The 24185-nt window shown below is 71.8% G+C and carries 22 protein-coding genes; 18 read left to right on the plus strand and 4 right to left on the minus strand.

All coding sequences use genetic code 11. From position 1 onward, the window contains the following. The 17 genes from M4V62_RS06915 (at position 1) to M4V62_RS06995 (ending at position 17263) form a co-directional block, all read left to right on the plus strand. Positions 1-1272, plus strand: coding sequence for an FAD-dependent monooxygenase (locus tag M4V62_RS06915; protein WP_249586336.1), 1272 nt, complete (start codon positions 1-3; stop codon positions 1270-1272). Between the two features lie 30 nt (positions 1273-1302). Continuing rightward, positions 1303-2706 (plus strand): MFS transporter, encoded by a 1404-nt coding sequence (locus tag M4V62_RS06920; protein ID WP_249586337.1) that lies wholly within the window; start codon positions 1303-1305, stop codon positions 2704-2706. A 36-nt stretch (positions 2707-2742) separates the two neighbouring features. Next, a complete protein-coding gene (locus tag M4V62_RS06925; RefSeq protein WP_249586338.1) occupies positions 2743-3591 on the plus strand; it encodes an FAD binding domain-containing protein in 849 nt (282 codons plus the stop codon). Further along, positions 3588-5948 carry a xanthine dehydrogenase family protein molybdopterin-binding subunit gene (locus M4V62_RS06930; protein WP_249586339.1) on the plus strand — a complete coding sequence of 787 codons (2361 nt, stop codon included), beginning with the start codon at positions 3588-3590 and terminating at the stop codon, positions 5946-5948. The genes M4V62_RS06925 and M4V62_RS06930 overlap by 4 nt, the downstream gene beginning before the upstream one ends. Then, positions 5945-6469, plus strand: a complete 525-nt coding sequence (locus tag M4V62_RS06935) for a (2Fe-2S)-binding protein (RefSeq protein ID WP_249586340.1) — start codon at positions 5945-5947, stop codon at positions 6467-6469. The genes M4V62_RS06930 and M4V62_RS06935 overlap by 4 nt, the downstream gene beginning before the upstream one ends. After that, positions 6469-7167 (plus strand): SRPBCC family protein, encoded by a 699-nt coding sequence (locus M4V62_RS06940; RefSeq protein WP_249586341.1) that lies wholly within the window; start codon positions 6469-6471, stop codon positions 7165-7167. Before M4V62_RS06935 ends, M4V62_RS06940 begins: the two co-directional genes overlap by 1 nt. Then, a complete protein-coding gene (locus M4V62_RS06945; RefSeq protein ID WP_249586342.1) occupies positions 7164-7817 on the plus strand; it encodes an isochorismatase family protein in 654 nt (217 codons plus the stop codon). The genes M4V62_RS06940 and M4V62_RS06945 overlap by 4 nt, the downstream gene beginning before the upstream one ends. Then, positions 7814-8662, plus strand: coding sequence for an alpha/beta fold hydrolase (locus M4V62_RS06950; RefSeq protein WP_249586343.1), 849 nt, complete (start codon positions 7814-7816; stop codon positions 8660-8662). The genes M4V62_RS06945 and M4V62_RS06950 overlap by 4 nt, the downstream gene beginning before the upstream one ends. Positions 8663-8701: 39 nt before the next feature. Further along, positions 8702-9193, plus strand: a complete 492-nt coding sequence (locus M4V62_RS06955; RefSeq protein WP_249586344.1) for a MarR family winged helix-turn-helix transcriptional regulator — start codon at positions 8702-8704, stop codon at positions 9191-9193. A gap of 89 nt (positions 9194-9282) precedes the next feature. Continuing rightward, positions 9283-10020 carry a maleate cis-trans isomerase family protein gene (locus tag M4V62_RS06960; RefSeq protein WP_283779149.1) on the plus strand — a complete coding sequence of 246 codons (738 nt, stop codon included), beginning with the start codon at positions 9283-9285 and terminating at the stop codon, positions 10018-10020. A gap of 97 nt (positions 10021-10117) precedes the next feature. Continuing rightward, on the plus strand, positions 10118-10930 hold the full coding sequence (locus M4V62_RS06965) for an SAM-dependent methyltransferase (RefSeq protein WP_249586345.1): 813 nt from the start codon (positions 10118-10120) through the stop codon (positions 10928-10930). Positions 10931-11155: 225 nt separating this feature from the next. Next, a complete protein-coding gene (locus M4V62_RS06970) occupies positions 11156-12253 on the plus strand; it encodes a mechanosensitive ion channel family protein (protein ID WP_249586346.1) in 1098 nt (365 codons plus the stop codon). A gap of 118 nt (positions 12254-12371) precedes the next feature. Next, positions 12372-12779 carry a rodlin gene (locus M4V62_RS06975; protein WP_249586347.1) on the plus strand — a complete coding sequence of 136 codons (408 nt, stop codon included), beginning with the start codon at positions 12372-12374 and terminating at the stop codon, positions 12777-12779. A 166-nt stretch (positions 12780-12945) separates the two neighbouring features. Further along, positions 12946-13911 (plus strand): ABC transporter ATP-binding protein, encoded by a 966-nt coding sequence (locus M4V62_RS06980; RefSeq protein WP_249586348.1) that lies wholly within the window; start codon positions 12946-12948, stop codon positions 13909-13911. Continuing rightward, positions 13908-14888 (plus strand): ABC transporter permease, encoded by a 981-nt coding sequence (locus tag M4V62_RS06985; RefSeq protein ID WP_249586349.1) that lies wholly within the window; start codon positions 13908-13910, stop codon positions 14886-14888. The genes M4V62_RS06980 and M4V62_RS06985 overlap by 4 nt, the downstream gene beginning before the upstream one ends. A 48-nt stretch (positions 14889-14936) precedes the next feature. Next, positions 14937-15341 (plus strand): GntR family transcriptional regulator, encoded by a 405-nt coding sequence (locus M4V62_RS06990; RefSeq protein ID WP_249586350.1) that lies wholly within the window; start codon positions 14937-14939, stop codon positions 15339-15341. Between the two features lie 125 nt (positions 15342-15466). After that, complete coding sequence (locus M4V62_RS06995; RefSeq protein ID WP_249586351.1) at positions 15467-17263, plus strand: acyl-CoA dehydrogenase; 1797 nt, start codon at positions 15467-15469, stop codon at positions 17261-17263. Here the strand turns inward: M4V62_RS06995 and M4V62_RS07000 are convergent. From M4V62_RS07000 to M4V62_RS07015, 4 genes are all read right to left on the minus strand, one after another. Continuing rightward, on the minus strand, positions 17205-17864 hold the full coding sequence (locus M4V62_RS07000) for a DUF6629 family protein (RefSeq protein WP_249586352.1): 660 nt from the start codon (positions 17862-17864) through the stop codon (positions 17205-17207). The two genes, M4V62_RS06995 and M4V62_RS07000, sit on opposite strands and share 59 nt — an antisense overlap. 55 nt (positions 17865-17919) lie before the next feature. Beyond that, the gene (locus M4V62_RS07005) at positions 17920-19323 is read right to left on the minus strand and encodes an FAD-binding oxidoreductase (protein WP_249586353.1); all 1404 of its coding nucleotides are present in this window, start codon (positions 19321-19323) and stop codon (positions 17920-17922) included. 101 nt (positions 19324-19424) lie between these two features. Further along, positions 19425-22028 (minus strand): ATP-binding protein, encoded by a 2604-nt coding sequence (locus M4V62_RS07010; RefSeq protein ID WP_249586354.1) that lies wholly within the window; start codon positions 22026-22028, stop codon positions 19425-19427. Between the two features lie 70 nt (positions 22029-22098). Continuing rightward, positions 22099-22683, minus strand: a complete 585-nt coding sequence (locus tag M4V62_RS07015) for a hypothetical protein (protein WP_249586355.1) — start codon at positions 22681-22683, stop codon at positions 22099-22101. A 247-nt stretch (positions 22684-22930) separates the two neighbouring features. On the opposite strand from M4V62_RS07015, the gene M4V62_RS07020 reads away from it, so the two are divergent. Further along, the gene (locus M4V62_RS07020) at positions 22931-24055 is read left to right on the plus strand and encodes an NADH:flavin oxidoreductase (protein WP_249586356.1); all 1125 of its coding nucleotides are present in this window, start codon (positions 22931-22933) and stop codon (positions 24053-24055) included. Positions 24056-24185 lie beyond the last annotated feature (130 nt).

The raw sequence follows: 24185 nt of genomic DNA on the forward strand, positions 1-24185 counted from the left end.
GTGGCGTCCAGCCAGTCGTACGAAGTCACCGTCGTCGGAGGCGGTCTCGGTGGCCTGACCGCCGCCCTCGCGCTGCGGCACCGCGGTCTGCGGGTCACCGTGCTCGAACAGGCGCCGCAGCTCGGCGAGGTCGGCGCGGGCATCCAGACGGCGCCGAACGCCAGCCGCGTCCTGCTCGGCCTGGGGCTCCGCCGTCAGCTGGAGGCCATTCACACCGAGCCGCTCGACCAGGTGCGCCGGCGCTGGAAGGACGGCAGCGTCGTCGGCCTGACCTCGCTCGGACGGCGCTGCAAGGAGCAGTTCAACGCGCCGTACTGGCACTACCACCGGGCCGATCTGCACCGCGTCCTCATGGACGCCTGCGTCGACCCGGCGGGCCCCGGCCCCGTCGTCGCGCTGCACACCGCGAGCAAGGTCGTCGAACTCGACCGCACGGACCCCGCGCGTCCGGTGGCGGTCACGGACGACGGCCGGCGGTACACCTCCGACGTCGTCATCGGCGCCGACGGCATCCGCTCCCAGGTACGCGACCTGATGGGCGCCCCCGACACCCTGCTGTTCTCCGGGGAGATGGCCTACCGGGCGCTCATACCGGGCGAGTTGATCGCGGCCGACCCGGCGACGCGCTGGCTGGTGGACCGCTACCAGTCCACGATCTGGTACGGACCCGACCGGCACCTCGTGCACTACATGATCCGCGGCGGCGAGTTCCTCAACATCGTGGCCTGCGTGCCCTGCACGGACGAGGTCGCCGAGAAGTGGTCCGTGGCCGCCACCGCGCAGGACCTCGTCGACGCCTTCCCCGGCTGGGACGACCGCGTCCCCGCGATGCTCTCCAAGGCGAAGGAGGACGTCTCCTGCTTCGCGCTCTACCACCGGCGCCGCGACCCGGTGTGGCAGGACGGCCGGGTCGCCCTGCTCGGCGACGCGTGCCACGCGATGCTCCCCTACCAGGCACAGGGCGCATCCCAGGCCATGGAGGACGCCGCCGTGCTCGCCGAGGAACTGGGCGCGGTCACGACGGACGGCATCGAGGCGGCGCTGCGCCGCTATGTCGACCGGCGCGCCAAGCACGCCGGGATGGTCCAGGACGCCTCACTGCAGAACAAGACCTTCTACCACTTCCCCGACGGCCCCGAGCAGCGGGCCAGGGACGAGAAGCTCCGGCGGGACTTCGACGGCGAGTCCGATCTCTCGTACGACTGGCTCTGGGGCGGCAGCCCGCTGAACGACCCCGATCTCGGCGCGTTCTCCTACCAGTTCACCCGCTGATCCCCCTCGCTGATCCCCCTTGGAGCGAACGTGAAAACAGGCGATCAGATCGTTCAGGAACTCCCCTGGAGATGGTCGGTCCAGGGCAAGATCTTCATCATCGGTGGCCTCGGCTACCTCTTCGACGCGTACGACATCGCCTTGAACGGCTTCCTCATGCCGCTCCTCGGCAAGCACTTCGACCTCTCGCTCAGCGAGCGCGGCCTCGTGGCCACCGCGAACCTGGTGGGGATGGCCGTGGGCGCCGTCGCCTGGGGCGCGGTCGCCGACCGGATCGGCCGCAAGAAGGCCTTCAGCGTCACGCTGCTGATCTTCGCCATGTTCTCGGTGCTCGGTGCGCTCGCGCCGACGTATCCGGTCTTCCTCGCGCTGCGGTTCCTCGCGGGTGTGGGGCTCGGCGGCTGCATCCCCGTGGACTACGCCCTGGTGGGCGAGTTCTCGCCGCGCAAGTACCGGGGCAGGATCCTGACCGCGCTCGACGCGTGGTGGCCGGTGGGCGTGACCCTGTGCGGGCTCGTCTCGACGGCGATGCTGACCCTCGACGGCAACTGGCGGTGGATGCTGGCGACGATGGTGCTGCCCGCGCTCCTGCTCTTCTGGGCCCGGCGCGGCATCCCCGAGTCCCCGATCTATCTGACGAAGAAGGGCCGCGAGGTCGAGGCGCGCAAGGTCATCGACGACCTGGTGGCGCGGACGGGCGCGCCCGTGGAGCCCTACGTCATCCCCGATCCCGTGCCGGACGACGGGCCGCGCGGTGTGGCCGCCGCCGTCGACCAGCTGCGCCGCATCTGGGCCTTCAGCCCGCGCATCACCTCCGCGGCCTGGCTGCTCTTCTCCACGATCATGCTCGTCTACTACGCGGCGCTGAGCTGGATGCCCTCGATCCTCAAGGAGGAGGGCCAGGGCGACACGGCCGCGTTCATGAGCACCACCCTGATGAGCGGCGTCGGCATCGTCGGCGTCCTGGTCTCCACCGCCCTGGTCGACCTCGTCGGCCGCAAGTGGCTGATCGGCGTCTCGGCCCCGGTCGCCTCGCTGGCCCTGGTGGTGTTCGCCCTGGTGCGGGACCTGCCGACCGGCTCGGTCGTGGCCATCGGCGTCTTCGGCTTCCTGGCCCAGCTGGCCATCCCCGCCCTGTACGCGTACGTCTCCGAGCTCTACCCCACTCCCCTGCGGGCCAGCGGCTTCGGCTGGGCCTCCTCGGTCAGCCGGGCGCTCACCGGGTTCGCGCCGCTGCTCTTCGGTTCCGTGATGTGGCCGGTGCTCGGACTTCCGCTGACGTTCGCCGTGCTCGGCGGGACGGTCCTGGTCGCCGTCGTGTGGATGGCGGTGGCGGCACCGGAGACCAAGGGGCGCGCCCTGGACGGGGACGAGGAGCCCCCGGCGTCCGCGTCGGCGTCACCCCTGCCGGTCACCGAGCAAGCGGCGCTCTGACGCGGACGAACGCACCGAACGTACGACAGGAGGACCATGAAGCCCGCCCCCTTCGCCTATCACCGGGCCCGCGACCTCGACGGCGCCACGCGGCTGCTCGCCGAGCTCGGTGACGACGCCAAGGTCGTCGCAGGCGGCCAGAGCCTGGTCGCGATGATGAACTTCCGTCTTGCCCGGCCACGGCACCTGGTCGACATAGGCGGCCTGCGGGAGCTCGACCGGCTGCGCACGGATGCGGCGGGCGGCCTTCGCATAGGGGCGCTCACCACGCATCACACGGTGGAGTGCGACCCGGCGGGGCGGCTGGGTGCGGACTTCGCCGTACTGCGCCGGGCCATGCCGTGGATCGGGCATCTGCCGATCCGCACCCGCGGCACGGTCGGCGGCAGCATCGCGCACGCCGATGCCACCGCCGAGTGGTGTCTGCTCGCCCTGGCGCTCGACGCCGAGTTCGTGGCCCGCGGGCCGCGCGGCGAGCGCAGGATCGCTGCCGGGGACTTCTTCCTCGGCTACTACACCACCGCCCTCGACTTCGACGAGATCCTCGTCGAGATCGTCTTCCCGCGCCCGGCACCGCACGCCGCGCTCACCGAATTCGCCGAGCGGCAGGGGGACTTCGCGCTCGTCTCGGCCGCCGTGGACCTCGACGTCGAGGGCGGCGCGGTACACGGCGGGCGCGTCGCGCTCGGCGGGGTCGCTGCCGCCGTGACCCGGGTGCCGCAGGCGGAGGCCGTCCTCGCGGGCGGCGGCTCCTTCGCCGAGTGCGCGGCCGCGGCGGCGGATGCCGTCGAACCGCCGGCCGACGCGTCCGGCAGCACGCACTACCGCAAGCAGCTCGTCCGCACGCTGGTCCTGCGTGCCTGTGAGGAGGCGATGGCCCGATGAACGAGCCAGTGAAGGAAGGACAGTTGGTCGGGCGGTCCGTGGCCCGGCGCGAGGATCCACGGCTCCTCACCGGCCGTGGCCGGTTCGTCGACGACATCGCGCTGCCGGGCATGCTGCACGCCCAGTTCGTGCGCAGCACGGTCGCGCACGGCGACATCACCTCGATCGACCTGACGGCGGTGCGCGACGTGCCGGGCGTCGTCGCGGCGTTCACCGCCGACGACCTGGAGCTCACCGACATCACGGCCCAACTCGGCCGCCCGCTCTCGGAGTTCGTGCCGACGGCGATGCCCGTCCTGGCCCGCGACCGGGTCCGCTACGTCGGGGAGCCCGTCGCGATCGTCGTCGCGAGGAACGCGTACGCCGTCGAGGACGGCCTGGAAGCGGCCAAGGTCAGCTACGCGCCCCTTGAGCCGGTCACCTCCGAGGAGGCCGCCCTCGCACCCGGGGCGCCCCTGCTCCACGAGGAGGCGGCGCGCAACACCCTCGTGGACGTCTCGCTCTTCGCCACGGACGGCATCGACGAGATCTTCGACGCCGCCGCCTGCGTCGTGCACGTCGCGTCACGGACCGGCCGGCAGAACGCCCTGCCCCTGGAGACGCGCGGTGTCGTCGCCCACTGGGACGACCGCGAGGAGCAGCTCGTCCTGCAGACCTGCACGCAAGTCCCGCACCAGGTACGGACGGTGGCGTCCCGCTGTCTGCGCCTGGACGAGAGGGCGGTGCGTGTCGTGGTGCCCGACATGGGCGGCGGCTTCGGACAGAAGTGTGTGGTCGGGCGCGAGGAGATCGCCGCGGCAGCCGCGGCGCTGCGGCTGCGCAGGCCGGTGAAGTGGATCGAGGACCGCAAGGACGCCCTGTCCGCCTCTTTCCTGGCGCGCGAGCAGCACTACGACGTGCGGGCGGCCTTCGACGAGGAGGGCAGGATCCTCGGCCTCGACGCCGATGTGGTGTGCGACATGGGCGCCTACTCCTGCTATCCGTTCACGGCGGGCATCGAGCCGCTGATGGCGTCGGCGGAGATGCCGGGTGTCTACAAGGTGCCCGCCTACCGGGTGCGCGGCCGGGCGGTCACCACCAACAAGGCGCCCACCGCGCCCTATCGGGGAGTGAGCCGTCCGCAGTACGTGATGGTGGTGGAGCGGCTCTTCGAGCGGGCCGCGCGTGAACTGGGCCTGGACGCGGTCGAGATCCGCCGCCGCAACGTCATCACGGAGTTCCCCTACACGGGCGTCAACAACATCACGTACGACCCGGGCTCCTATCTGGAGTCCCTGAACCTGTGCGAGCGGATCGTCAAGGACGAGGGCTGGTACGAGAAGCGCTCGGCGGCGGCAGCGCAGGGGCGGCACATCGGCATCGGCTACTCCTGCTTCAGCGAGCGCACCGGATACGGCTCCGCGGCCTTCGCGCAGCGCAAGATGCGGGTCGTCCCCGGCTTCGACATCTCCGAGGTCCGGATGGACACCAGCGGCGCGGTGACCGTCACCACCGGCACGATGAGCCACGGGCAGAGCCACGAGACGACGATGGCGCAGATCGTCGCCGACGAACTGGGCCTGGACATCGGCAAGGTGAAGCTGCATCAGGGGGACACCGAGCGCATCACCTACGGCTGGGGGACCTTCGCGAGCCGCTCGATCACGGTGGGCGGCAGCGCGGTGCGGCTCGCGGCGGCGAAGCTCGGCGAGAAGCTGTGCCGGATCGCGGCGGCGCGCTGGGAGGTCGGGCCGCAGGACGTGGAGCTCGCGGATGGCGCCGCACGACTCCGTGACGGCACCACCCTGACGTACGAGGAGCTGGCCGACATCGCCTACCTCCAGGCGCACTTGCTGCCCAAGGACATCGAGCCGGGCCTGAGCGCCACCGCCACGTTCGACGTCTTCAACGACGGTACCTTCTCGAACGCCACGCACGGCGTGGTCGTCGAACTCCACGAAGGCACCGGGCAGGTGGAGATCCTGCGGTACGTCTGCGTCGAGGACTGCGGTGTGGCGATCAACCCGCAGGTCGTGGAGGGCCAGTGCCGGGGCGGCATCGCGCAGGGCATCGCGGGCGCGCTCTTCGAGCAGGTGACGTACGACGCCCAGGGCGAGCCGTCGGCGACCAGCTTCATGGACTACAAGGTGCCCACCGCCCACGAGATCCCCGACGTGCTCATCCACCACCTGGAGACTCCGTGCGCGTTCACCGAGACGGGCGCGAAGGGCGCGGGCGAGGGCGGCACCATCGGGGCGCCGGCCGCCGTGCTCAACGCCGTCAACGACGCCCTGCTCCCCACGGGCGTCGAGCTCGACCACACCCCCATCACCCCGGAGACGGTGCACCGCGCCCTGAACCTGGAGCTCTCCTCATGACCGACACCGGCCACCTGACCGACACCGGCAGTACCGCCGATGTGCTGCTGCTCACGCTCGACGTGAACGGCGAGCGGCACGAAGTGATCACCGAGCCCCGGCGCACCCTCGTCGACGTGCTCCGGCACGATCTGCGCCTGACCGGCACGCACGTCGGCTGCGAGCACGGCATCTGCGGTGCGTGCACGGTCCTGGTCGACGACCGGCCCGTACGGGCGTGCCTGATGTTCGCGGCGCAGGCCGAGGGTGCTCGGATCCGCACGGTCGAGTCACTGTCGGACGGGGCCGAACTGAGCGATCTGCAAAGGGCGTTCAGCGAGCACCACGGCCTGCAGTGCGGCTTCTGCACCCCCGGCTTCCTGATGCTCGCCGAGGGGTTCCTCGCCGAGCGGCCCGAGGCGACCAAGGACGAGATCCGCGAGGTCGTCGCCTCCAACCTCTGCCGGTGCACCGGCTACCAGACCATCGTCGAGGCGATCGACGGGTGCGCCGTCGCCCGGCGCTGTCCCAAGGAGTTCTGATGCAGCTCACCAACTCGGTCCCGGTCAAGGCCTCGCCGGACGAGGTCTTCGCCCTGATGAACGACGTCGAGCGGGTCGCCTCGTGCATGCCGGGCGCCGCACTCGACGGGCGTGACCAAGACGCCTGGCAGGGCTCCGTGAAGATCAAGGTCGGTCCGATCAGCGCCGCGTACGCCGGTACGGTCCGCTTCCTGGAGGTCGATCCGCAGGGGCGGCGGCTGCGGGTCCAGGCGCGCGGCGCCGACACCCACGGCAGCGGCGACGCGGAGGCCGAGGTCGCGCTCGACGTGCTTCCGGCGGCCGATGGCACGCTGCTCAAGATCTCCACGGATCTGGTGATCCGGGGCAAGATCGCGCAGTTCGGGAAGGGGGCCATCGCGACGGTGTCCGACCGGATCCTGCAGCAGTTCGCGCAGAACCTGGGGAGCCTGCTCGACCAGGACCGGGCACCGGCTCCTTCGGGTCTTCCGTCCGTGGCGCCCGGAGTGGTGCGGGAAGCGGCCCGCCCCGTGCCCGTGGCGGAGGCCGAACTCGACGGTCTCTCCATGCTTCTGGGACCGGCCGCCGCCAAGTACGGCGTCGTCGCGGGTGCCTTCGCCCTCGGTCTCTTCGAGGGCTGGCTGCTGGGCCGGCTCGGCGCACAGGCGCGGGAGCTGCGGACTCTGCGGGCCCTGCGCGCGCCGGGGAGGGCCTCGTGAACTACGGCCAGGAGACGGAACGTACCTACGAACGAGCCGGATTCGGCGCTCCCGTGCGCCGGGGCACCCGCCCCGCGATCCTGGTCGTCGACCTCACGCGCGGCTTCACCGAGGAGGGATTCGCCTCGGGCGCGGACCTCAGTGAAGTGGTGGGCTCGGTAGGAGAGTTGATCGAGCGTGGGCGTCCCGCCGACGTGCCCGTCATCTTCACCGCGATCGCCTACACGCCCGCCGAGGCCACGGGTGACGCCGTCACCTGGCTGCACAAGGCCCAGGGCATGCGGTCCCTGGTCGAGGGCAGCGAGGAGGTGGCACTCGACCCCCGACTGCCGCGTGAGCCGCAGGACTTGATGGTGGTGAAGAAGGGCGCCTCGGCCTTCTTCGGGACCTCGCTCGCCGCCCTGCTCACCGGTCTGGGCCGCGACACCGTCCTGGTGTGCGGGGCTACGACCAGCGGCTGCGTACGGGCGAGCGCGGTCGACGCCGTGCAGAGCGGGTTCTCGGTGCTCGTGCCGCGCGCCTGCGTCGGCGACCGTGCCGCGGGACCGCACGAGGCGAGCCTCTTCGACATCCAGGCCAAGTACGGCGACGTCATCGACCTCAAGGAAGCGACCGACTACCTCGAAGCCCTCCCCGGGAGGAACGCATGACCGCGCCCCACCGCTGCCTGCCGCAGTCCGCCCTCGCCGACCTGGCCGACGTCCCCGCGACCGGCCGCTGGGTCCGCTCGGGCGGCGCGCGACTGCACGTCCTCGACTACGGCGGCCCCGGCATCCCGCTGCTCGTCCTGCCCGGCATCACCAGCCCCGCCGTCACGATGGACTTCGTGGCGCGCGAACTCACGGATGACGTACGCCCGTTGGTGCTCGACGTCCGGGGACGCGGGCTCTCCGACAGCGGCGGCGCCTACTCCCTCGATGAGTACGCCGAGGACGTCGAAGCCGTCGTCACCGGGCTCGGCCTCGACCGTCCTGTCCTGTTCGGGCACTCCATGGGCGCGCGCATCGCCGCGGTGACCGCGGTCCGCGGCAAGGTGGCGCTGCGCGGCACGGTCCTCGGGGACCCGCCGATGAGCGGCCCCGGACGCGGGCCCTATCCGACACCCCTGGAGGCCTTCCTCGACCAGCTGGCACAGGCCCGGCGCGGCACCGACGCGGACGAGGTGGCCCTGTCCTGGCCGCGCTGGCCGCGCCGGGAGCAGGAGCTGCGGGCCCGCTGGCTCGCGAGCTGCGACGCGGAGGCGATCGCCGCCACGCACCGCGGCTTCGAGACCGAGGACTTCTTCTCCTGGTGGCCCTCCGTGCCGGGACCCACGGCGCTCCTGTACGGCGCGGACAGCCCCGTCGTCACCGCGGCGGGCGCCGCCGAGGCCGCGCGGCTGCACCCGTCGGCCGCCATCGGCAGCATCCCGGACGCGGGTCACATGCTGTTCTGGGACAGCACCCGCGCCGCCCTTTCCGCCCTGCGCGAGGCGCTGCGCCCGATGCTGACCTGACCGCCCGAACCGATCAACCACCGTGCTTAAGTGGGCTCCATGGCTGACGAAACCTCCACCACGACGTCTGCGCAGGACGGGCGGCCCGGTCCGCCCGCCGCCCTCACGGCAGCGCCCGGATATCAGGTACGGCGCCTGTACCAGGCGTACCTCGCGGTCTGGATCCGCGCGGTGGACCCCACGCTCACCGGACCGCAGTTCGCCGTGCTGCAGGCCGTGGACGCATCGCCGGGCCGCGACCAGCGGTCGATGGCGTCGGCGGTCGCCCTGGACACGTCGACGATGGCGGACGTGGCACGGCGCCTGGAGAACCGGGGGCTGCTCCTGCGCAGGACGGCCGCCGACGACGGCCGCCGCAAGCTGCTCTATCTGACCGAGGAGGGTGAGCGCACCCTCCACGACTCCAACCGTCGCGCCCGTGAGCTCGACGAGCGGCTCCTTGAGCCGTTCGGGGGCGAGCGGCGCGAAGAAGTCATGCACCTCCTCACGTCCCTCGCCGATCACTGGGAGGGACTCACCGAGGACTCATAGCCGTACGCGCAGTCGTACGAGAACATCCGGAGGATCCCGTGGCAGTGACCGCGACGACAGCTACGACCGCGACCGACCACCACATCGGCATGATCGTGCCCAGCTCGAACCTGACGATGGAGACGGAGCTGCCGCGCATGCTGCGCGACCGCGAGTCCGTGGCCCCGCAGGACCGGTTCGTCTTCCACAGCAGCCGGATGCGCATGAAGCACGTGACGCCGGAGCAGCTCAAGGCCATGAATGCGCAGACCGAGCGCGCCGCGCTCGAACTCGCCGACGCGCGGCCCGACGTGGTCGCCACGGCATGCCTCGTCGCGATCATGGCGCAGGGTCCCGGACACCACTGCACAGCGGAGGACGAGATCACCGCCGCCCTGCGCTCCGAGGGCGCGCAGGCTCCGGTGATCTCCAGCGCGGGCGCCCTGCTCGACGGCGTCAAGGCGCTCGGGGCGTCGCGGGTCGCGATCATCACCCCGTACATGAAGCCGCTCACGCGTCTGGTCGCCGACTACATCGAGGACACCGGGATCGAGGTCGTGGACGCACTCAGCCTGGAGGTGCCGGACAACCTCGCGGTCGCCCGGCTCGACCCCGCCGACCTGCGCGACCACTGGCGCCGCGTGGACCTCGGCCGCGCCGACGCGCTCGTCCTCTCGGCGTGTGTGCAGATGCCTTCGCTGGCGTCGATCCAGGCGGTGGAGGACGCGGCGGGCCTGCCCGTCCTGTCGGCGGCCACCGCGACGGCGTACCGGATCCTGACCGAGCTGGGCCTGCCTCCGCACGTGCCGGGGGCGGGCAGTCTGCTGCGGGACCCCAGTGGTGCCTGAGTCGGGAGGCGCTTGAGCCTGGTGGGCCGAGCGGGCACGATGACCGGACGCACGCGAAGTCCGGCTGAACGCCCGCCCGCTCACTGGGAGTTGACGCATGACCGCGATCCCGCCGCCCGCCACCCACCCGATCGACACCAGCAAGGCACACCCCGCCCGGGTCTACGACTGGTACCTGGGCGGCAAGGACAACTACCCGGTGGACGAGGAGCTCGGGCTCCAGATCGTTTCGCTCGAACCGCAGGCCAAGTACTACGCGCAGCACAACCGTTGGTTCATGCAGCGCGCCACGCGCCACCTCGTGGGAGGGCCCGGGATACGCCAGTTCCTGGACATCGGCGCAGGGATCCCCACCGAGCCGAACCTGCACCGCATCGCCCAGTCGGCCGCCCCCGAGGCACGTGTCGTGTATGTGGACAACGATCCGACCGTGCTCGCGCACGCGGAGACGCTGCTGCGGGGTACGCCCGAGGGGGCGACGGAGTTCCTCCAGGTGGACGCGCGCGAGCCTGACAAGATCCTCGAACAGGCCGAGGGCGTACTGGACTTCACCCGGCCGATCGCCCTGTCGCTGAACGCGCTGCTGCACTTCATCAGCGACGACGACGGTGCGTACGACGTCGTGGCGCGGCTCGTGGCCGCCCTCGCACCGGGCAGCCACCTGGTCCTGTCCCAGGTGGCCGGTGACTTCGATCCGGAGCGGACGCGGCAGGCCGTGGAGATGTACAAGGCCGGCGGCGTCACGCTCGTGCCGCGCTCACGGGCCGAGGTGGAGCGGTTCTTCGACGGCCTGGAGCTGCTGGACCCGGGCATCGGCTGGCTGCCGGACTGGCATCCGGAGCTCGGTGTCGACGAGGTCAGGAACGGGACATCGGTGTCGATGTACGCGGGCGTGGCGCGCAAGCCGTAGCCGGTGACAGGGCGTGGGGAGCGGCGAGCGGCGCCGGGGAGCTGGGAGCTGACCTGGAGTCAGCCGGTTCGGCGCGGGATGTCTGATTTCGCCCTGCGCCCGGCGAGTTGAGGGCAGGCTGGTGCGGGCCCCCGGCAACGGCGCCGCACCCATGGGGCAGGATGACGCTCGCGCCGGACCACGAACATACGTCCGGTGCGCCCGCACAACCTGGAGAATGAACTGATGGAGCGAGCCCTCACATGGCACGACCTGATCACCGCCGGTATCGCGGTGGCCGTTGGCATCGCGGCGGGTCTGCTGCTGCGCATGATCCTGCGGTGGCTGGGCGAACGGGCCAGCAGGACCCGGTGGAGCGGCGATGACGTCATCGTCGACGCCGTGCGCACGCTGGTCCCCTGCGCGGCGATAACCGCGGGCGCGGCCGTCGCCGCCGCGGCCCTCCCGCTCACCCCCAGGACCGGCCGCAACGTCTCGATGACGCTGACCGCCCTGCTCGTCCTCGCCGCGACCCTGACGGCGGCCCGCGTGGTCACGCGCCTGGTGAAGTCCGTCGCGCAGTCGCGGTCGGGCGTCGCGGGATCAGCGACGATCTTCGTCAACATCACCCGCGTCGTCGTGCTCGCGATGGGCTTCCTCGTCGTCCTGCAGACGCTCGGCGTCTCCATCGCCCCGCTGCTCACGGCGCTCGGCGTCGGCGGCCTCGCGGTGGCCCTCGCCCTCCAGGACACCCTGGCCAACCTCTTCGCGGGCGTGCACATCCTCGCCGCGAAGACGGTGCAGCCGGGCGACTACATCAAGCTCAGCAGCGGCGAGGAGGGCTACGTCGTCGACATCAACTGGCGCAACACGGTGGTGCGTCAGCTGTCGAACAACCTCGTCATCATCCCCAACGCCCAGCTCGCGGGCACGAACATGACCAACTTCAGCCGCCCCGAGCAGGACCTGTCGATCATGGTCCAGGTCGGCGTCAGCTACGACAGCGACCTGGAGCAGGTCGAGCGCGTCACGACCGAGGTCGTGGAGAACGTCATGAAGGACGTCGACGGCGCCCTTCCCGACCACGAACCGGCCGTGCGCTTCCACACCTTCGGTGACTCGCGGATCAGCTTCACGGTGATCCTGGGCGTCGGCGAGTTCAGCGATCAGTACCGCATCAAGCACGAGTTCATCAAGCAGCTCCACCAGCGCTACCGCGCCGAGGGCATCCGGGTGCCGTCCCCGGTCAGGACCGTGCACGTGCAGCAGGGAGAGCTTCCCTCGCTCCTGATCCCGCACCAGCGTGAGTCCACGATGCCGACGAAGGCGGTGCCGCAGCCGTAGGCCGTGGTCAGCTTCGCTCCGCCGACACTCCGCGAACGGGCGAATTGACCAGGGAGCGGGGCATTGCTGGATGTACTGGCCCCTCTGGCAAGGCAACTGACTTCCGTTCTGGAGTGACATGAGTACCCGTAACCTCCCCCTCGCCCTGAGCCTCGCCGCTGTCGCCCTGGCCGGCGGCGCCGGGAGCGCGGCCGCGGTCGGCGACGACACCGGCACGACCTCGCTCAGCGGCAACGGCGCCGAGCAGGCGTTCGGCAACAGCACCACCGAGGGGGACCTGAGTGCACAGGGGCGTCTGGTCGACAGCTCCCTGAACAAGCTCTGCGCCGGTGTTCCCGTCAAGGCGAACGTGGGCTCCCTCGTCGGCATCCTCGTGCCGGTCGCGGTCCAGGACATCCCGGTCCTCTCGGCGCCGCAGAACCAGCAGTGCGCCGAGAACTCCACGCAGGCCAAGCAGGACGAGCCGCTGTCGCACCTCCTCAGCGACATCCCCGCGGTGTCGGGCAACGGCGCGAACAACGACTGACCCCGACCGCTCCCCCACTTCGCACGGCCCCTGCGCAAGCAGGGGCCGTCGTCGTTCCCGGCCCCACGAGCAGATGGAGGGACGACCTGGTGGTTTGACAGGTCCGCGCCGCGCAGATCATGATTCCATTAATTGTTTAATGGAATCGAGAGAGGTGCGCGTGGACATGACCCTTGCCGACCCCACCGAGGCCACCGGATCCTTGGGCGCGACCGCGCTCGAGGCCCGCGGCCTGGGCAAGCGCTATCGCCGCGGATGGGCGCTGCGCGACTGCTCCTTCCGGCTGCCCGCCGGACGGATCTGCGGTCTCGTCGGCCCCAACGGCGCCGGAAAGAGCACCCTGTTGGGGCTCGCGACCCGCCTGGTGACCCCGACAGAGGGTGACCTGCGCGTCTTCGGTGTGCCGGTGGACGATCCCTCCGCGATGCCTCGCTTCGCGTTCCTCTCGCAGGACAAGCCGCTGTTCAAGCGGTTCAGCGTGGCCGACACGCTGCGCATGGGCCAAGAGCTCAACCCCGGCTGGGACATGGCCGCCGCCGAGCGGATCGTGCGCTCCGGCAACGTTCCCCTTGAGGCCAAGGTCGGCACGCTCTCCGGCGGTCAGCGCACCCGCGTCGCCTTCGCGCTCGCCTTCGGCAAGCGGCCCGATCTGCTGCTGCTCGACGAGCCGATGGCCGACCTCGACCCGCTGGCCCGGGACGAGATGGGCTCCCTGCTGATGTCCGAGGCCGTCGAGCGCGGCACGACGGTGGTGATGTCCTCCCACATGCTGGCCGAGCTGGAGGACATGTGCGACTTCCTCCTGGTCATCGCGGACGGCCGCCTCCGGATGGCGGGCGACACCGACGAACTGGTCCCGGCCCACACCCTGGTGACCGGACTCGCCCCCGACGGCACCCCTCCCGCGGACCTCACCCCCCACTCGGTGGTCGAATTCCGGCTCCAGGGGCGCCAGTTCCGCGCCCTCCTGCGTCCTGGCGGCCCGCTGGCCCCGGACTGGGAGGTCTCCGAGCCGAGCCTGGAGGAAGTCCTGCTCGCCTACCTCCGCTCACCCGACGCGGAGCCGCTGTTCACGCACGACGCACGCGTCGAGGACGCACGCATCCGGACCGAGGGGATCGCCGCCGCATGAGCACCACCCTGACCGAGCAGCCGCGCACCGGGCAGTCCGCCAAGAAGCCGGGCCTGGTGCACGGGCTCACCTGGCTCGTCCTGCGCCAGCACCGCACCACGACGTGGCTCGTCGTCGCCCTGGTCGTACTGGGCGCGGCCACGATCGTCTACGAACGCGGCGCGATGGCCGACATGCTCGCCGGCATGGGCTGGCCGGACAAGGACGTCAGCCTGGAATCGGCGCCGCAGAGTTACGAGTACATCGCCGAGGCCCTTGGCGCCCTGCCCGTCGTCCTCGGCGTCTTCCTCGGCGCCCCGCTGATCGCGAGCGACCAGGAGCACGGCACCGCGCAGCTGGTCACCACGCAGTCGGTGCCGCGCCGCCGCTGGCTCGCGGCCAAGCTGGGCTGGTGCCTCTCGCTCGTCCTGGTGTCCACCCTCGTGCTCGCCACGCTGTTCTTCTGGTGGTGGGAGCCCTACCGCGATCTTCTCCTCTCGGAGTGGCTCTCGGGTTCGGTGTTCGACAACACGGGCCCCATGCTGACGGCGCTCTCCCTCTTCCTCACCGTCAGCGGCATCGCGATCGGCATGCTGCTGCGCAGGGTGCTGCCCGCCATGCTGGCCACCTTCTTCTTCGCCCTGGTCGTCCAGGTGGCCTGGGGCGAGTTCCGTGACCGCCTCGCCACCCCGCGCGTCATCACATGGCCGCTGAACGCCGATACGCCTGACCTAGTCAACAGCAGCAGCGTCGTGGAGGCGGACCGCTGGATCGGCACCGCCGACGGGCAGCTCTTCGGGTGGGGCACCTGCGCCGAACCGACCGAGAAGGCCTCCAACGCCTGCGTCAAGGAACACGGCATCGTCAACAACGTGGTCGAGTACTTCGGCTACGACCAGATGCCGGGCATGCAGTGGACCGGCGCCGCGGTGCTGCTCGGTGCCACCGCCGCCGTGGCGGTCTTCGTCCTGTGGTGGTCGACGCGGCGGCCCCTCTAGGGCGACCGGGGACCGCAGGTACGTAAAGTGTCCGCAAACGAGCAGAGAGTGGGGACAGTGGTCGAATTCCGCATCGACCGGCGCAGCGGTGTGGCCACGTACCTCCAGATCGTGCGGCAGGTCGAACAGGCCCTGCGCATGGGCGCGCTGGTGGAGGGCGACCGGCTGCCGACCGCGGCCCAGGTCGCGGCGGCCACCAAGGTCAACCCGAACACGACGCTCAAGGCGTACCGCGAGCTGGAGCGCGCCGGCCTCGCCGAGGTCCGCCAGGGAGCGGGCACGTTCATCACCCGCTCCCTCGCCCGCCCCCAGGCGGGACCGGACTCTCCCCTGCAGACCGCGCTGACGGAGTGGATGCACGAGGCGCGGTCGGCGGGGCTGACCGGGCAGGACGTGAGGGCGCTGTTCGAGGCGGTCCACGCGGCGACGTTCGAGGGCGCCGCGCAGGACTGATCCACCCGCCGGGGAGTCCCGCTCGGGGCCACACTCGACAAACCCCATAAGCGACCGCTTAGTATCGGGTGTGCGGGGCTCCCTGCCCCGGGATCGGTACCGCCGTCACCGCATGGAGAATCCGCATGGCATCCCTGCTCCTTTCCCGCCGCGATCTCGAGTTCCTGCTGTACGAGTGGCTCGACGTGCCCGCGCTCACCGCCCGGGAGCGCTACGCGGACCACTCCCGCGAGACGTTCGACGCCGCACTGGAGCTGAGCGAGCAGATCGCCACGCGGCACTTCGCCCCGCACAACAAGAAGAACGACGCCCAGGAGCCCACCTTCGACGGTGAGCGGGTGCACATCATCCCCGAGGTCAAGGAGGCCCTGCGGGTCTTCGGGGACTCGGGGCTCCTGGCCAGTGCCATGGACCACGAGATCGGCGGCGGGCAGCTGCCCGCCGTGGTGGCGCAGGCCTGTTTCGCGTGGTTCCAGGCGGCGAACGTCGGCACGGCCGCTTACCCCTTCCTGACCATGGGCAACGCCAATCTCCTCCTCGCGCACGCGTCGAAGGAGCAGATCGAGACCTTCGTACGCCCGATGGTCGAGGGCCGCTTCCTGGGGACGATGTGTCTGTCGGAGCCGCAGGCCGGATCGTCGCTCGCCGATGTGGCGACGCGGGCCCAGGAGCAGGAGGACGGGACGTACCGCCTCTTCGGGAACAAGATGTGGATCTCCGGCGGTGAGCACGAGCTCTCGGAGAACATCGTGCATCTGGTGCTCGCCCGCATCCCCGGCGGCCCGCCCGGCGTGAAAGGCCTCTCGCTGTTCATCGTGCCCAAGGTCCTGGTCGGCGACGACGGTGCCCTGGGCGAGCGCAATGACGTCGTGCTCGCGGGCCTCAACCACAAGATGGGCTACCGAGGGACCACGAACACCCTCCTGAACTTCGGCGAGGGCGCCCACCGGCCCGGCGGTGAGCCCGGCGCGGTCGGCCACCTCATCGGGGAGGCGAACCACGGCCTCGCGTACATGTTCCACATGATGAACGAGGCCCGGATCGGCGTGGGCCTCGGTGCCACCGCGCTCGGCTACACCGGCTATCTGCACGCCCTGGACTACGCGCGCAGCCGCCCGCAGGGCCGTCCGCCGGCCGCCAAGAACCCCGCGTCGCCGCAGGTCCCGATCATCGAGCACGCCGACGTCCGCCGGATGCTCCTCGCCCAGAAGGCGTACGTGGAGGGCGCGTTGGCGCTCAACCTGTACTGCGGGCGGCTGCTGGACGAGCAGCACACCGGCGCCTCGCAGCAGGCGCGCGAGGAGGCCGAGCTGCTGCTCGACGTGCTCACGCCCATCGCCAAGACCTGGCCGTCGCAGTGGTGCCTGGAGGCCAACGACCTGGCGATCCAGGTGCACGGCGGGTACGGCTACACGCGCGAGTACAACGTCGAGCAGTTCTACCGCGACAACCGCCTCAACCCCATCCACGAGGGCACGCACGGCATCCACGGCCTCGATCTGCTCGGCCGCAAGGTCGTCATGAAGGGCGGCGCGGGTCTCGCGCTGCTCGGCGCGCGCATCGCGGAGACCACCGCCCGCGCCACGGAGGCCGGCGGTGACGCCGCCGAGTACGCGGCGGCGCTCGACGCGTCCGTACGCCGGGTGGCTTCCGCGACCGGGAAGCTCTGGTCGACCGGTGACCCGCGGACGGCCCTGGCCAACGCGTCCGTCTACCTGGAGGCGGTCGGGCACGTGGTCGTCGCCTGGATGTGGCTGGAGCAGCTGCTCGCGGCCGAAGCGGGCACCGAGGACGTCCACGCGGGCAAGCGCGGCGCCTGCCGCTACTTCTTCCGCCATGAACTGCCCAAGACCGAGGCCCAGTTCACGCTCCTGGAGAGCCTGGACCGGACCGCCGTCGAGCTGGACGAGAACGCCTTCTGACCCAGAAGTACAGGACCACCGAGCAGACCGCCGCGAACGCGCACCACGTGGAGATGTACTCCCGCTGCCACAGCGCCACGCACACCGCCGCCCCGACGGCGACCAGGACGCCGAAAAGGACGAGGCCCCGGTCGCCGGAGAGGAGCAGGGAGCCGATGGTGGCGACGAGGTATCCGGCGACGATCAGCTCGGGCTGGGGAAGGCCGAGCGAGTACCCGACCGTGTGGCCGCGGATCTCGGCCGTCACGGTGCGGGTCGCCAGGCTGTAGGAGAGCGCCGCCGCCGTCGCGATGCCCGCCGCGAGCGGGATCAGCAGGCGGCGGCGTGCGCTACGCGGTGCCGCGCCCAGCACCGCCACGGGCATCCACAGCGCGAGCAGCGGCATGGCGATCACGGCCCAGGCGACGGTGGCGGGGCCCGTGCCGCCCTCGTCCCGCCACACCTGGGCCTCGATGATCTGGTGCGCTCCGAGCAGCAGCGGGAGCGCCGCGAGCGGCAGGTCACCCGGGCGGGCACCGCGAGCCGCCCGGGTGACACACGCGACCCCGACGGCGGCGATGCCCGCGCCCGCCACGAGATCGGCCGTCGCGCTCCAGCACATGACGATCACGCTACGGTCCCCGCCGCCCGGCGGCGCGCCGGGCGGGCCGCCGGGGTTACGCGGGCCCGCGCGGGTCGGGTTCGATGTTCTGGTTCAGGCGGAAGACGTTGTCCGGGTCGTACGCGGCCTTGACGCGGGCCAGGCGCGCGTAGTTGTCGCGGTAGCTGGCCCGTACGCGCTCCTGCCCCTCGTCCATCATCATGTTCACGTAGGCGCCGCCCGCCGAGTACGGGTGCAGTGCGTCGAAGTAGTCGACGGTCCAGCGCTTGATGAGGTCGGCGCCTGCCGGGTCTGCGTCCACTCCCGCGTAGACGCAGGCCCAGCGAGCGCCGCGGTAGCTCCAGGCGGTGTCCGTGGAGCTGGGGTCGTGCGCGGCGCCGTCGATGGGGTACAGGTGCATCGTCGACTTCATGGTCGGCACCTCGGGGCCGAACTTGGCGTGCAGGGCGACGGCGTCATCCGGGATCGTGTCGACGAAGTCCGCGCGCCAGTACCACTGGTCGCCGGGCGGGTAGAGCCCGTCGAACATGGACTGGAGCACGGGGTGCGGCATCTCGCCCACGGCGTGCAGCAGCGGTTCGGGCAGCGCGTCGAGCAGGGGCGCCATCGCGTGCGCCGCCGCATCGGGGTCCGCGACGGTGTGACACCACACGACGCCGCAGACCTTGCGCAGGTGGAGGTGCTCGGGGAAGGGCGGAGCAGGCAGCACGGTGCCGTACATGAAGAAGCCGTTCACCTCGCGCGGCGCGTCCGGCAGGAAGTCGCGGTAGGCGGCGAGGACTTCGGCACCCTGCTCGGCGGGCCAGAAGGTGGGGCCCGCGACGACCGTGCTCAGCTCGTGGAGCCGGAAGAGGAAGGAGGTGACGACGCCGAAGTTGCCGCCGCCGCCCCGGATCGCCCAGTAGAGGTCGGCGTTCTCGTCGGCGCTCGCCCGCACCTGGCGGCCGTCGGACAGGACGAGGTCGGCCTCCAGGACGTTGTCGATGCTCAGCCCGAACCTGCGGGTGAGGTGGCCGAGACCGCCGCCGAGGGTGAGCCCGCCGACGCCGGTCGAGGAGATGATGCCGCTCGGCGTGGCCAGGCCGTGCTCGTGCGTGGCGCGGTCCACCTCGCTCCAGACGCAGCCGCCGCCGACGCGTACCGTGCGGGCCGGTGCGTCGACCTCGATCGACTTGAGCGGTGACAGGTCGGCGACCACGCCGCCGTCGACGGTGCCGAGGCCCGCTCCGTGGTGGCCGCCGCCGCGGACCGCGAGCGGCAGGCCGTGGGCGCGGGCGAAGCCGATGACGCGGGACACGTCGTCGGCGTCGGTGCAGCGGGCGACGAGCGCGGGGCGCTTGTCGGCCATCGCGTTGTAGACGGCGCGCGCCTCGTCGTACCCGGCGTCGTCCGGGCCCGTCAACTCACCCTTGAATCCTGCCAGTTCGCTGCGTGCTGCCTGTGCGGGCGTGATGGACATGTGCTCCCCCGTTGGATCGGTGCATCCGATCAGCCCGTTCTAGTGCCGCCCGACGCGCACCGGTATCCGTGCCCGCCACCCAGCTCGGGTCCGGCGATTGCCTACTTTTCGCGGCCGATTTCGACCCCCAGCTGCGCGGCGCGGGCGGCGACGTCGCGCCGGGTGCGGGCGCCGAGCTTCTCCAGGACCGCACGGACGTGGTTGTCGACCGTGCGCACGGACAGGAAGAGCCGCCCGGCGATCTCGATGTTGGTCAGGCCCTGTGCCAGGAGCCGTCCGACCTGGAGCTGGCGGCCGGTGAGGCCCGCGGGGTTGCGGCGGGTAGCCGCGTGCGGGCCGCGCGGGATCCGGGCGACGCCGAGGGCGCGCAGGTCGGCGCGGACGATCCGGGACAGGGGTTCGGCGCCAAGGGCGTCGAGTCCTGCGAGCGCGGTGAGCTTGTCCGCCGGGTCGGGGCTCTGCGCCAGGGCGGCGGCGTGTTCGTAGGGGCAGCCCGCCGCCCACCAGGCCTCGGCGGCCAGGCGCCACTGCCCGGCGGCCTGCAAGGCGTACGGGTGGTCCGCGTCGTCGGCGGGGACGGGGTGCCCGGCCATGGTCAGCCAGTGGCCGAGCTCCGCGCGGTACGGTGTCGCCGCCAGGCCGCGCGCCTGTACATACAGGGGGCCGACGGCGTCGATCACGGCCGCGTGGTCGCCGCGCAGCCACGCCGCCTCCGCCCGTGCCGCCGCGACCGGGGCCGTGCGCTGGAGCTCCCGGGTCCGCGCGGCCACCTCCCAGGCCTGCGCGAGCAGTTCGTCGCCGCCCTCGGCGCCGCGCCGGATCCGCACGCGGGCGAGGACGGTCAGGGCGGGGCAGCGGGCGGGCGGGAACTCCTGGGCGTCGCCGGACTCGGCGTGCTTCTCGGCCTCGTCCCACTTGCCCGCAGCGAACTGCCGCAGGGCCAGCTCCACTTGGAGGTAGCGCAGGAACCCCAGATGCTCCGTGCGGTCCGCGAACTCCATGGCGGGCGCCAGGAAGTGGTCCGCCTCCGTGAACCGGAGGTTCTCCAGGAGCGTCCAGATGACGTTGGCGTAGGCGCGGCAGGCGTGCTCGGCCTCGTCCGCCTTCAGCGCGACCGCCAGGCTCTCCTCCAGCTGCGGGCGCCCCAGCGGGTCGCCGCCGCGCCAGCGTGCGGTGCCCACGTTGTTCAGGGCGTGGGAGAGGATCGCCGCGTCGCCGGTGCGCCGGGCCAGGGTGATCGCGCGCTCGCCGTAGCCGATGGCCTCGGCGTACCGGTCGGAGAGCATGCGCAGCTGCGAGGTGTTGCTGAGCGCGAGCGCCAACAGCCGCTCGTCCCCGGCCTGTTCGAGTACGTCGATGGCTTCCCTCGCGGCCTCCTGCGCCGCGTCCGCGTCGCCCGCCCACCAGTGGATCCGGGACAGCCAGCGCAGATCGGCGCCGAGCGCCCGCAGGTCGCCCAGCGAGCGGCGCAGGGCGACGGCTTCGCGCTGGGCGCTGACGGCGGCCGGGGAGTCGGCGATGGTGTAACTCTCCACGGCGAACCGCTCCAGGAGGTCGGCGAGTTCGGCCGGGCCGTAGCGTCTGCGCTGCCGCAGGACGAGGCGCAGCTGGGCGGCGGCCTCCCGGTGGGCGCCGGTGCGGGCCGCGTCCCTGGCGGCGTCGGGTCCGTAGCGCGCGATGGCGTCCTGGTCGCCCGCCTGGGCGGCGTGGTGGACGATGCGCGAGGAGTCGGCGCCGGGCTGCGCGACCAGGACGGTGAGCACCTTGCGGTTGAGCTCGATCCGCCGCGCGGCGGGCAGCGAGTCGGCGATGGCGCGCCGGATGATCTCGTGCCGGAACACCACGCGCTCGGGGGTCACGACGAGCAGCCCGCGCCGTTCTGCCGCGGTCAACTGGCAGACACCGTCCGCCAGAAGGGCGTCGGTCAGGGGGCGCTCGACCGCCGACGGCAGCACGGCGAGCTGTTCGAGCGCGTCACGCGCGGTGTCGTCGAGGCCGCGCAGCCGGGCGAGGACGGCGTCGACCACGGTCGGCGGCACGTCCCCGGTGCCGCCCGCCGCGACGACCTCGGCGACGTAGAAGGGGTTGCCGGACGTCACGGCGTACACCTGCGCGGGATCGAGGCGGCTGGCCGCGCTCAGCGTGCGCACGGCGCTCCGCGAAAGGCGCGGCAGGGGGACGCGGTGCACGCGCGCCGCCCGCGACACCTGGCCCAGGAGGTGCCGCAGGGGGTGCTCGCGGCTCAACTCGTCGTCACGGTAGGTCAGCACAAGGACCGCGGGCATCCGGTCCACACGGCGTACGAGGAACCGCAGCGCGTCGAGGGAGGCCTCGTCAGCCCAGTGCACGTCCTCTACGACGAGGACCGTCGGGTGCGGCGGATCGCCCAGCTCGGCCCGCAGCGCGTCGTACACCCGATGCCGGTCGCCGCCCTCTGTCACCGCCTGCGCCAGCTCGGTGCGCACACTGCCGACCAGGTCGCGGAAGGGGCCGAGCGGGCGCCGTGTCGCGAGGTCGTCGCACTGCCCGACAAGCACTCTGGCCTGCGCGGACAGCGCACCCGGCAGGGCGTTCACGAGGCTCGACTTGCCGATCCCCGCCTCACCGAAGACGAGCGCCACCGAACCCGCTCCGTCGGCCGCTTCCCGTGCGGCGGCGGTCAGTCGAGCCAGCTCAAGATCCCGCTCGAGGATCCCCCCGTCCACGCGGCGAATTCTCCCACGCGACCGCGTATTTCCGTCGCCCGCACGGAGGTTCGGTCAGCGTCGGCCTGCCTCAGGCCCGCAGATGACCGAGCACCAGCCGCCCTCGGGGCGAGAGCCGGTACCCCGTCTCCAGGGACTCGGTGAGACCGCGCTCCTTGAGCTTGCGTACGTCCGCCTTGAAGGGCTGCGTCTTTCTGCCCAGCTCAGCGGCCAACTCGGCCGCGCGTACGCCTGGTTGATCGTCGATCAGCTCAAGGATCCGCGCGGTCCACGGCTCCCGTCGGCTCCGGGCGTCCATACGGGCGAGCTCCGCGACGATCTCGTCGAGTTCAGCGGTGGGCGCGTCCGTGTCCTGGCGCAGCCGGATCCGCGGGTCGTCACCGGCGATGCGGACCCCGATCCGGTAGAGCCGCCGGTCCGCGCCCGGCCGCTGGTCGGCGAGCAGCCGGTCCCGGTCGGCGAACCCCGCCCGGCGTGCGTCGCGGTCGGTGACCGCCGACTCCGGCACGCTCTCCACCGCGCCGACCACCAGGACGCCGACCGCGGTCCGCAGCTCGGTACCGGGGCGCACCGCGGGCCTGCGCCAGCGCCGGAAGGCCAGATCGATCTCACCGGCCGCGATGCCGTTGAGCACGTCGCGCTGGAACAGCAACACCGACTCCGATCGTGGACAGTGACGGCCTGACGGCCTGACGGCCTGTGCCGATCCCTCCATTCTCGCCTCGTTCCGGGCCCCCGGCCTCGTACGGGGCGCGAAGGCCGCGACCGGGGGCGGCCGAAGCCGCCGTCCGGCGGTTCGGTCCTGCTGCGGGGCCCTCCGGAAAGCGACATGAGTAAAGCGCGTACGCTTACGTCATCGATCGCAGGATGATCGCACCCCTCGTTCCCTGCCAGGAGGACGCATGACCTCGGCGTCGCAGACCGCACGCACCCCCCAGACCCTCGACCGCCCCTTCGGCGTCGGCAGCCTCAACCTGCCCAACCGCATCGTGATGGCACCGATGACCAGGGAGTTCTCGCCGGGCGGCGTGCCGGGGGCGGACGTGGCGGAGTACTACGCCCGCCGGGCCGCCGCCGGCGTCGGCCTGATCATCACCGAGGGGACGTACGTCGATCACGCGTCGGCCGGTACGAGCGACCGGGTCCCGCGCTTCTACGGTGACGACGCCCTCGAAGGCTGGCGCAAGGTGGCCGACGCCGTGCACGCGGCGGGCGGGAAGATCATTCCGCAGCTTTGGCACGTCGGCATCACGCGCGACGAGGGCACGGGCCCGGTGCCCTCCGCTCCCCCGGCGGGCCCCTCCGCGATCGGCCTCGACGGGCAGCCCAAGGGCAGCGCGCTGACGGCCGACGACCTCGACGACGTGATCCGGGCGTTCGCCGACGCCGCGGCCGCCGCCGAGCGCATCGGCTTCGACGGCGTCGAACTGCACGGTGCGCACGGCTATTTGATCGACCAGTTCCTCTGGGAGCGCACCAACCGGCGTACGGACGGCTACGGCGGCGACATCGAGTCCCGCACCCGCTTCGCCGCCGAGATCGTCGCGGCCGTGCGCGCCGCCGTCTCGCCCGACTTCCCCATCGTCTTCCGGCTCTCGCAGTGGAAGGCCGGCAGCTACGACGCGCAGCTCGCCGAGTCCCCCGAGGAGCTGGAGCGCCTGCTCACGCCGCTGGTGAACGCGGGCGTCGACGTGCTGCACGCCTCCACCCGCCGCTACTGGCTCCCGGAGTTCGAGGGCAGCGACCTCAACCTCGCGGGCTGGGTCAAGAAGGTGTCCGGCAAGCCGGTGATCACCGTGGGCTCGGTCGGCCTCGACCAGGAGTTCATCGGTCCGAAGGGCTGGGCCGCGCCGTCCGCGTCCACCGGCATCGAGCCGCTCATCGACCGCATGGAGCGGGACGAGTTCGACCTGGTGGCGGTGGGCCGCGCCCTCATCGCCGACCCGGAGTGGGCGGCCAAGGCCCTGGAGAACCGCCTCGGTGACGCGCTGCCCTTCGACAAGTCGCTGCTCAAGAGCCTGGCCTGAGCGACAGCCACCCGAGGGCGGCCTCGGCACCTGCCGGGACCGCCCTCGCGGCGCGACCTGACACCGTATGCGCGGCGACGGCAGCTAAGCCCATACGCTGCTGTCGCCCGCGGTCGCGTACGATATGCGC

Origin of the sequence: Streptomyces durmitorensis (assembly GCF_023498005.1) — a bacterium.
GTDB classification, from domain to species: domain Bacteria; phylum Actinomycetota; class Actinomycetes; order Streptomycetales; family Streptomycetaceae; genus Streptomyces; species Streptomyces durmitorensis.

Bases quoted from the DNA above. Each gene is read 5' to 3' on its own strand.
- M4V62_RS06925 (WP_249586338.1), top strand. From the start codon at position 2,743: ATGAAGCCCGCCCCCTTCGCCTATCACCGGGCCCGCGACCTCGACGGC.
- M4V62_RS06930 (WP_249586339.1), top strand. From the start codon at position 3,588: ATGAACGAGCCAGTGAAGGAAGGACAGTTGGTCGGGCGGTCCGTGGCC.
- M4V62_RS06935 (WP_249586340.1), top strand. From the start codon at position 5,945: ATGACCGACACCGGCCACCTGACCGACACCGGCAGTACCGCCGATGTG.
- M4V62_RS06940 (WP_249586341.1), top strand. From the start codon at position 6,469: ATGCAGCTCACCAACTCGGTCCCGGTCAAGGCCTCGCCGGACGAGGTC.
- M4V62_RS06950 (WP_249586343.1), top strand. From the start codon at position 7,814: ATGACCGCGCCCCACCGCTGCCTGCCGCAGTCCGCCCTCGCCGACCTG.
- M4V62_RS06955 (WP_249586344.1), top strand. From the start codon at position 8,702: ATGGCTGACGAAACCTCCACCACGACGTCTGCGCAGGACGGGCGGCCC.
- M4V62_RS06960 (WP_283779149.1), top strand. From the start codon at position 9,283: ATGATCGTGCCCAGCTCGAACCTGACGATGGAGACGGAGCTGCCGCGC.
- M4V62_RS06965 (WP_249586345.1), top strand. From the start codon at position 10,118: ATGACCGCGATCCCGCCGCCCGCCACCCACCCGATCGACACCAGCAAG.
- M4V62_RS06970 (WP_249586346.1), top strand. From the start codon at position 11,156: ATGGAGCGAGCCCTCACATGGCACGACCTGATCACCGCCGGTATCGCG.
- M4V62_RS06975 (WP_249586347.1), top strand. From the start codon at position 12,372: ATGAGTACCCGTAACCTCCCCCTCGCCCTGAGCCTCGCCGCTGTCGCC.
- M4V62_RS06980 (WP_249586348.1), top strand. From the start codon at position 12,946: ATGACCCTTGCCGACCCCACCGAGGCCACCGGATCCTTGGGCGCGACC.
- M4V62_RS06985 (WP_249586349.1), top strand. From the start codon at position 13,908: ATGAGCACCACCCTGACCGAGCAGCCGCGCACCGGGCAGTCCGCCAAG.
- M4V62_RS06995 (WP_249586351.1), top strand. From the start codon at position 15,467: ATGGCATCCCTGCTCCTTTCCCGCCGCGATCTCGAGTTCCTGCTGTAC.
- M4V62_RS07000 (WP_249586352.1), bottom strand. From the start codon at position 17,864: ATGTGCTGGAGCGCGACGGCCGATCTCGTGGCGGGCGCGGGCATCGCC.
- M4V62_RS07005 (WP_249586353.1), bottom strand. From the start codon at position 19,323: ATGTCCATCACGCCCGCACAGGCAGCACGCAGCGAACTGGCAGGATTC.
- M4V62_RS07020 (WP_249586356.1), top strand. From the start codon at position 22,931: ATGACCTCGGCGTCGCAGACCGCACGCACCCCCCAGACCCTCGACCGC.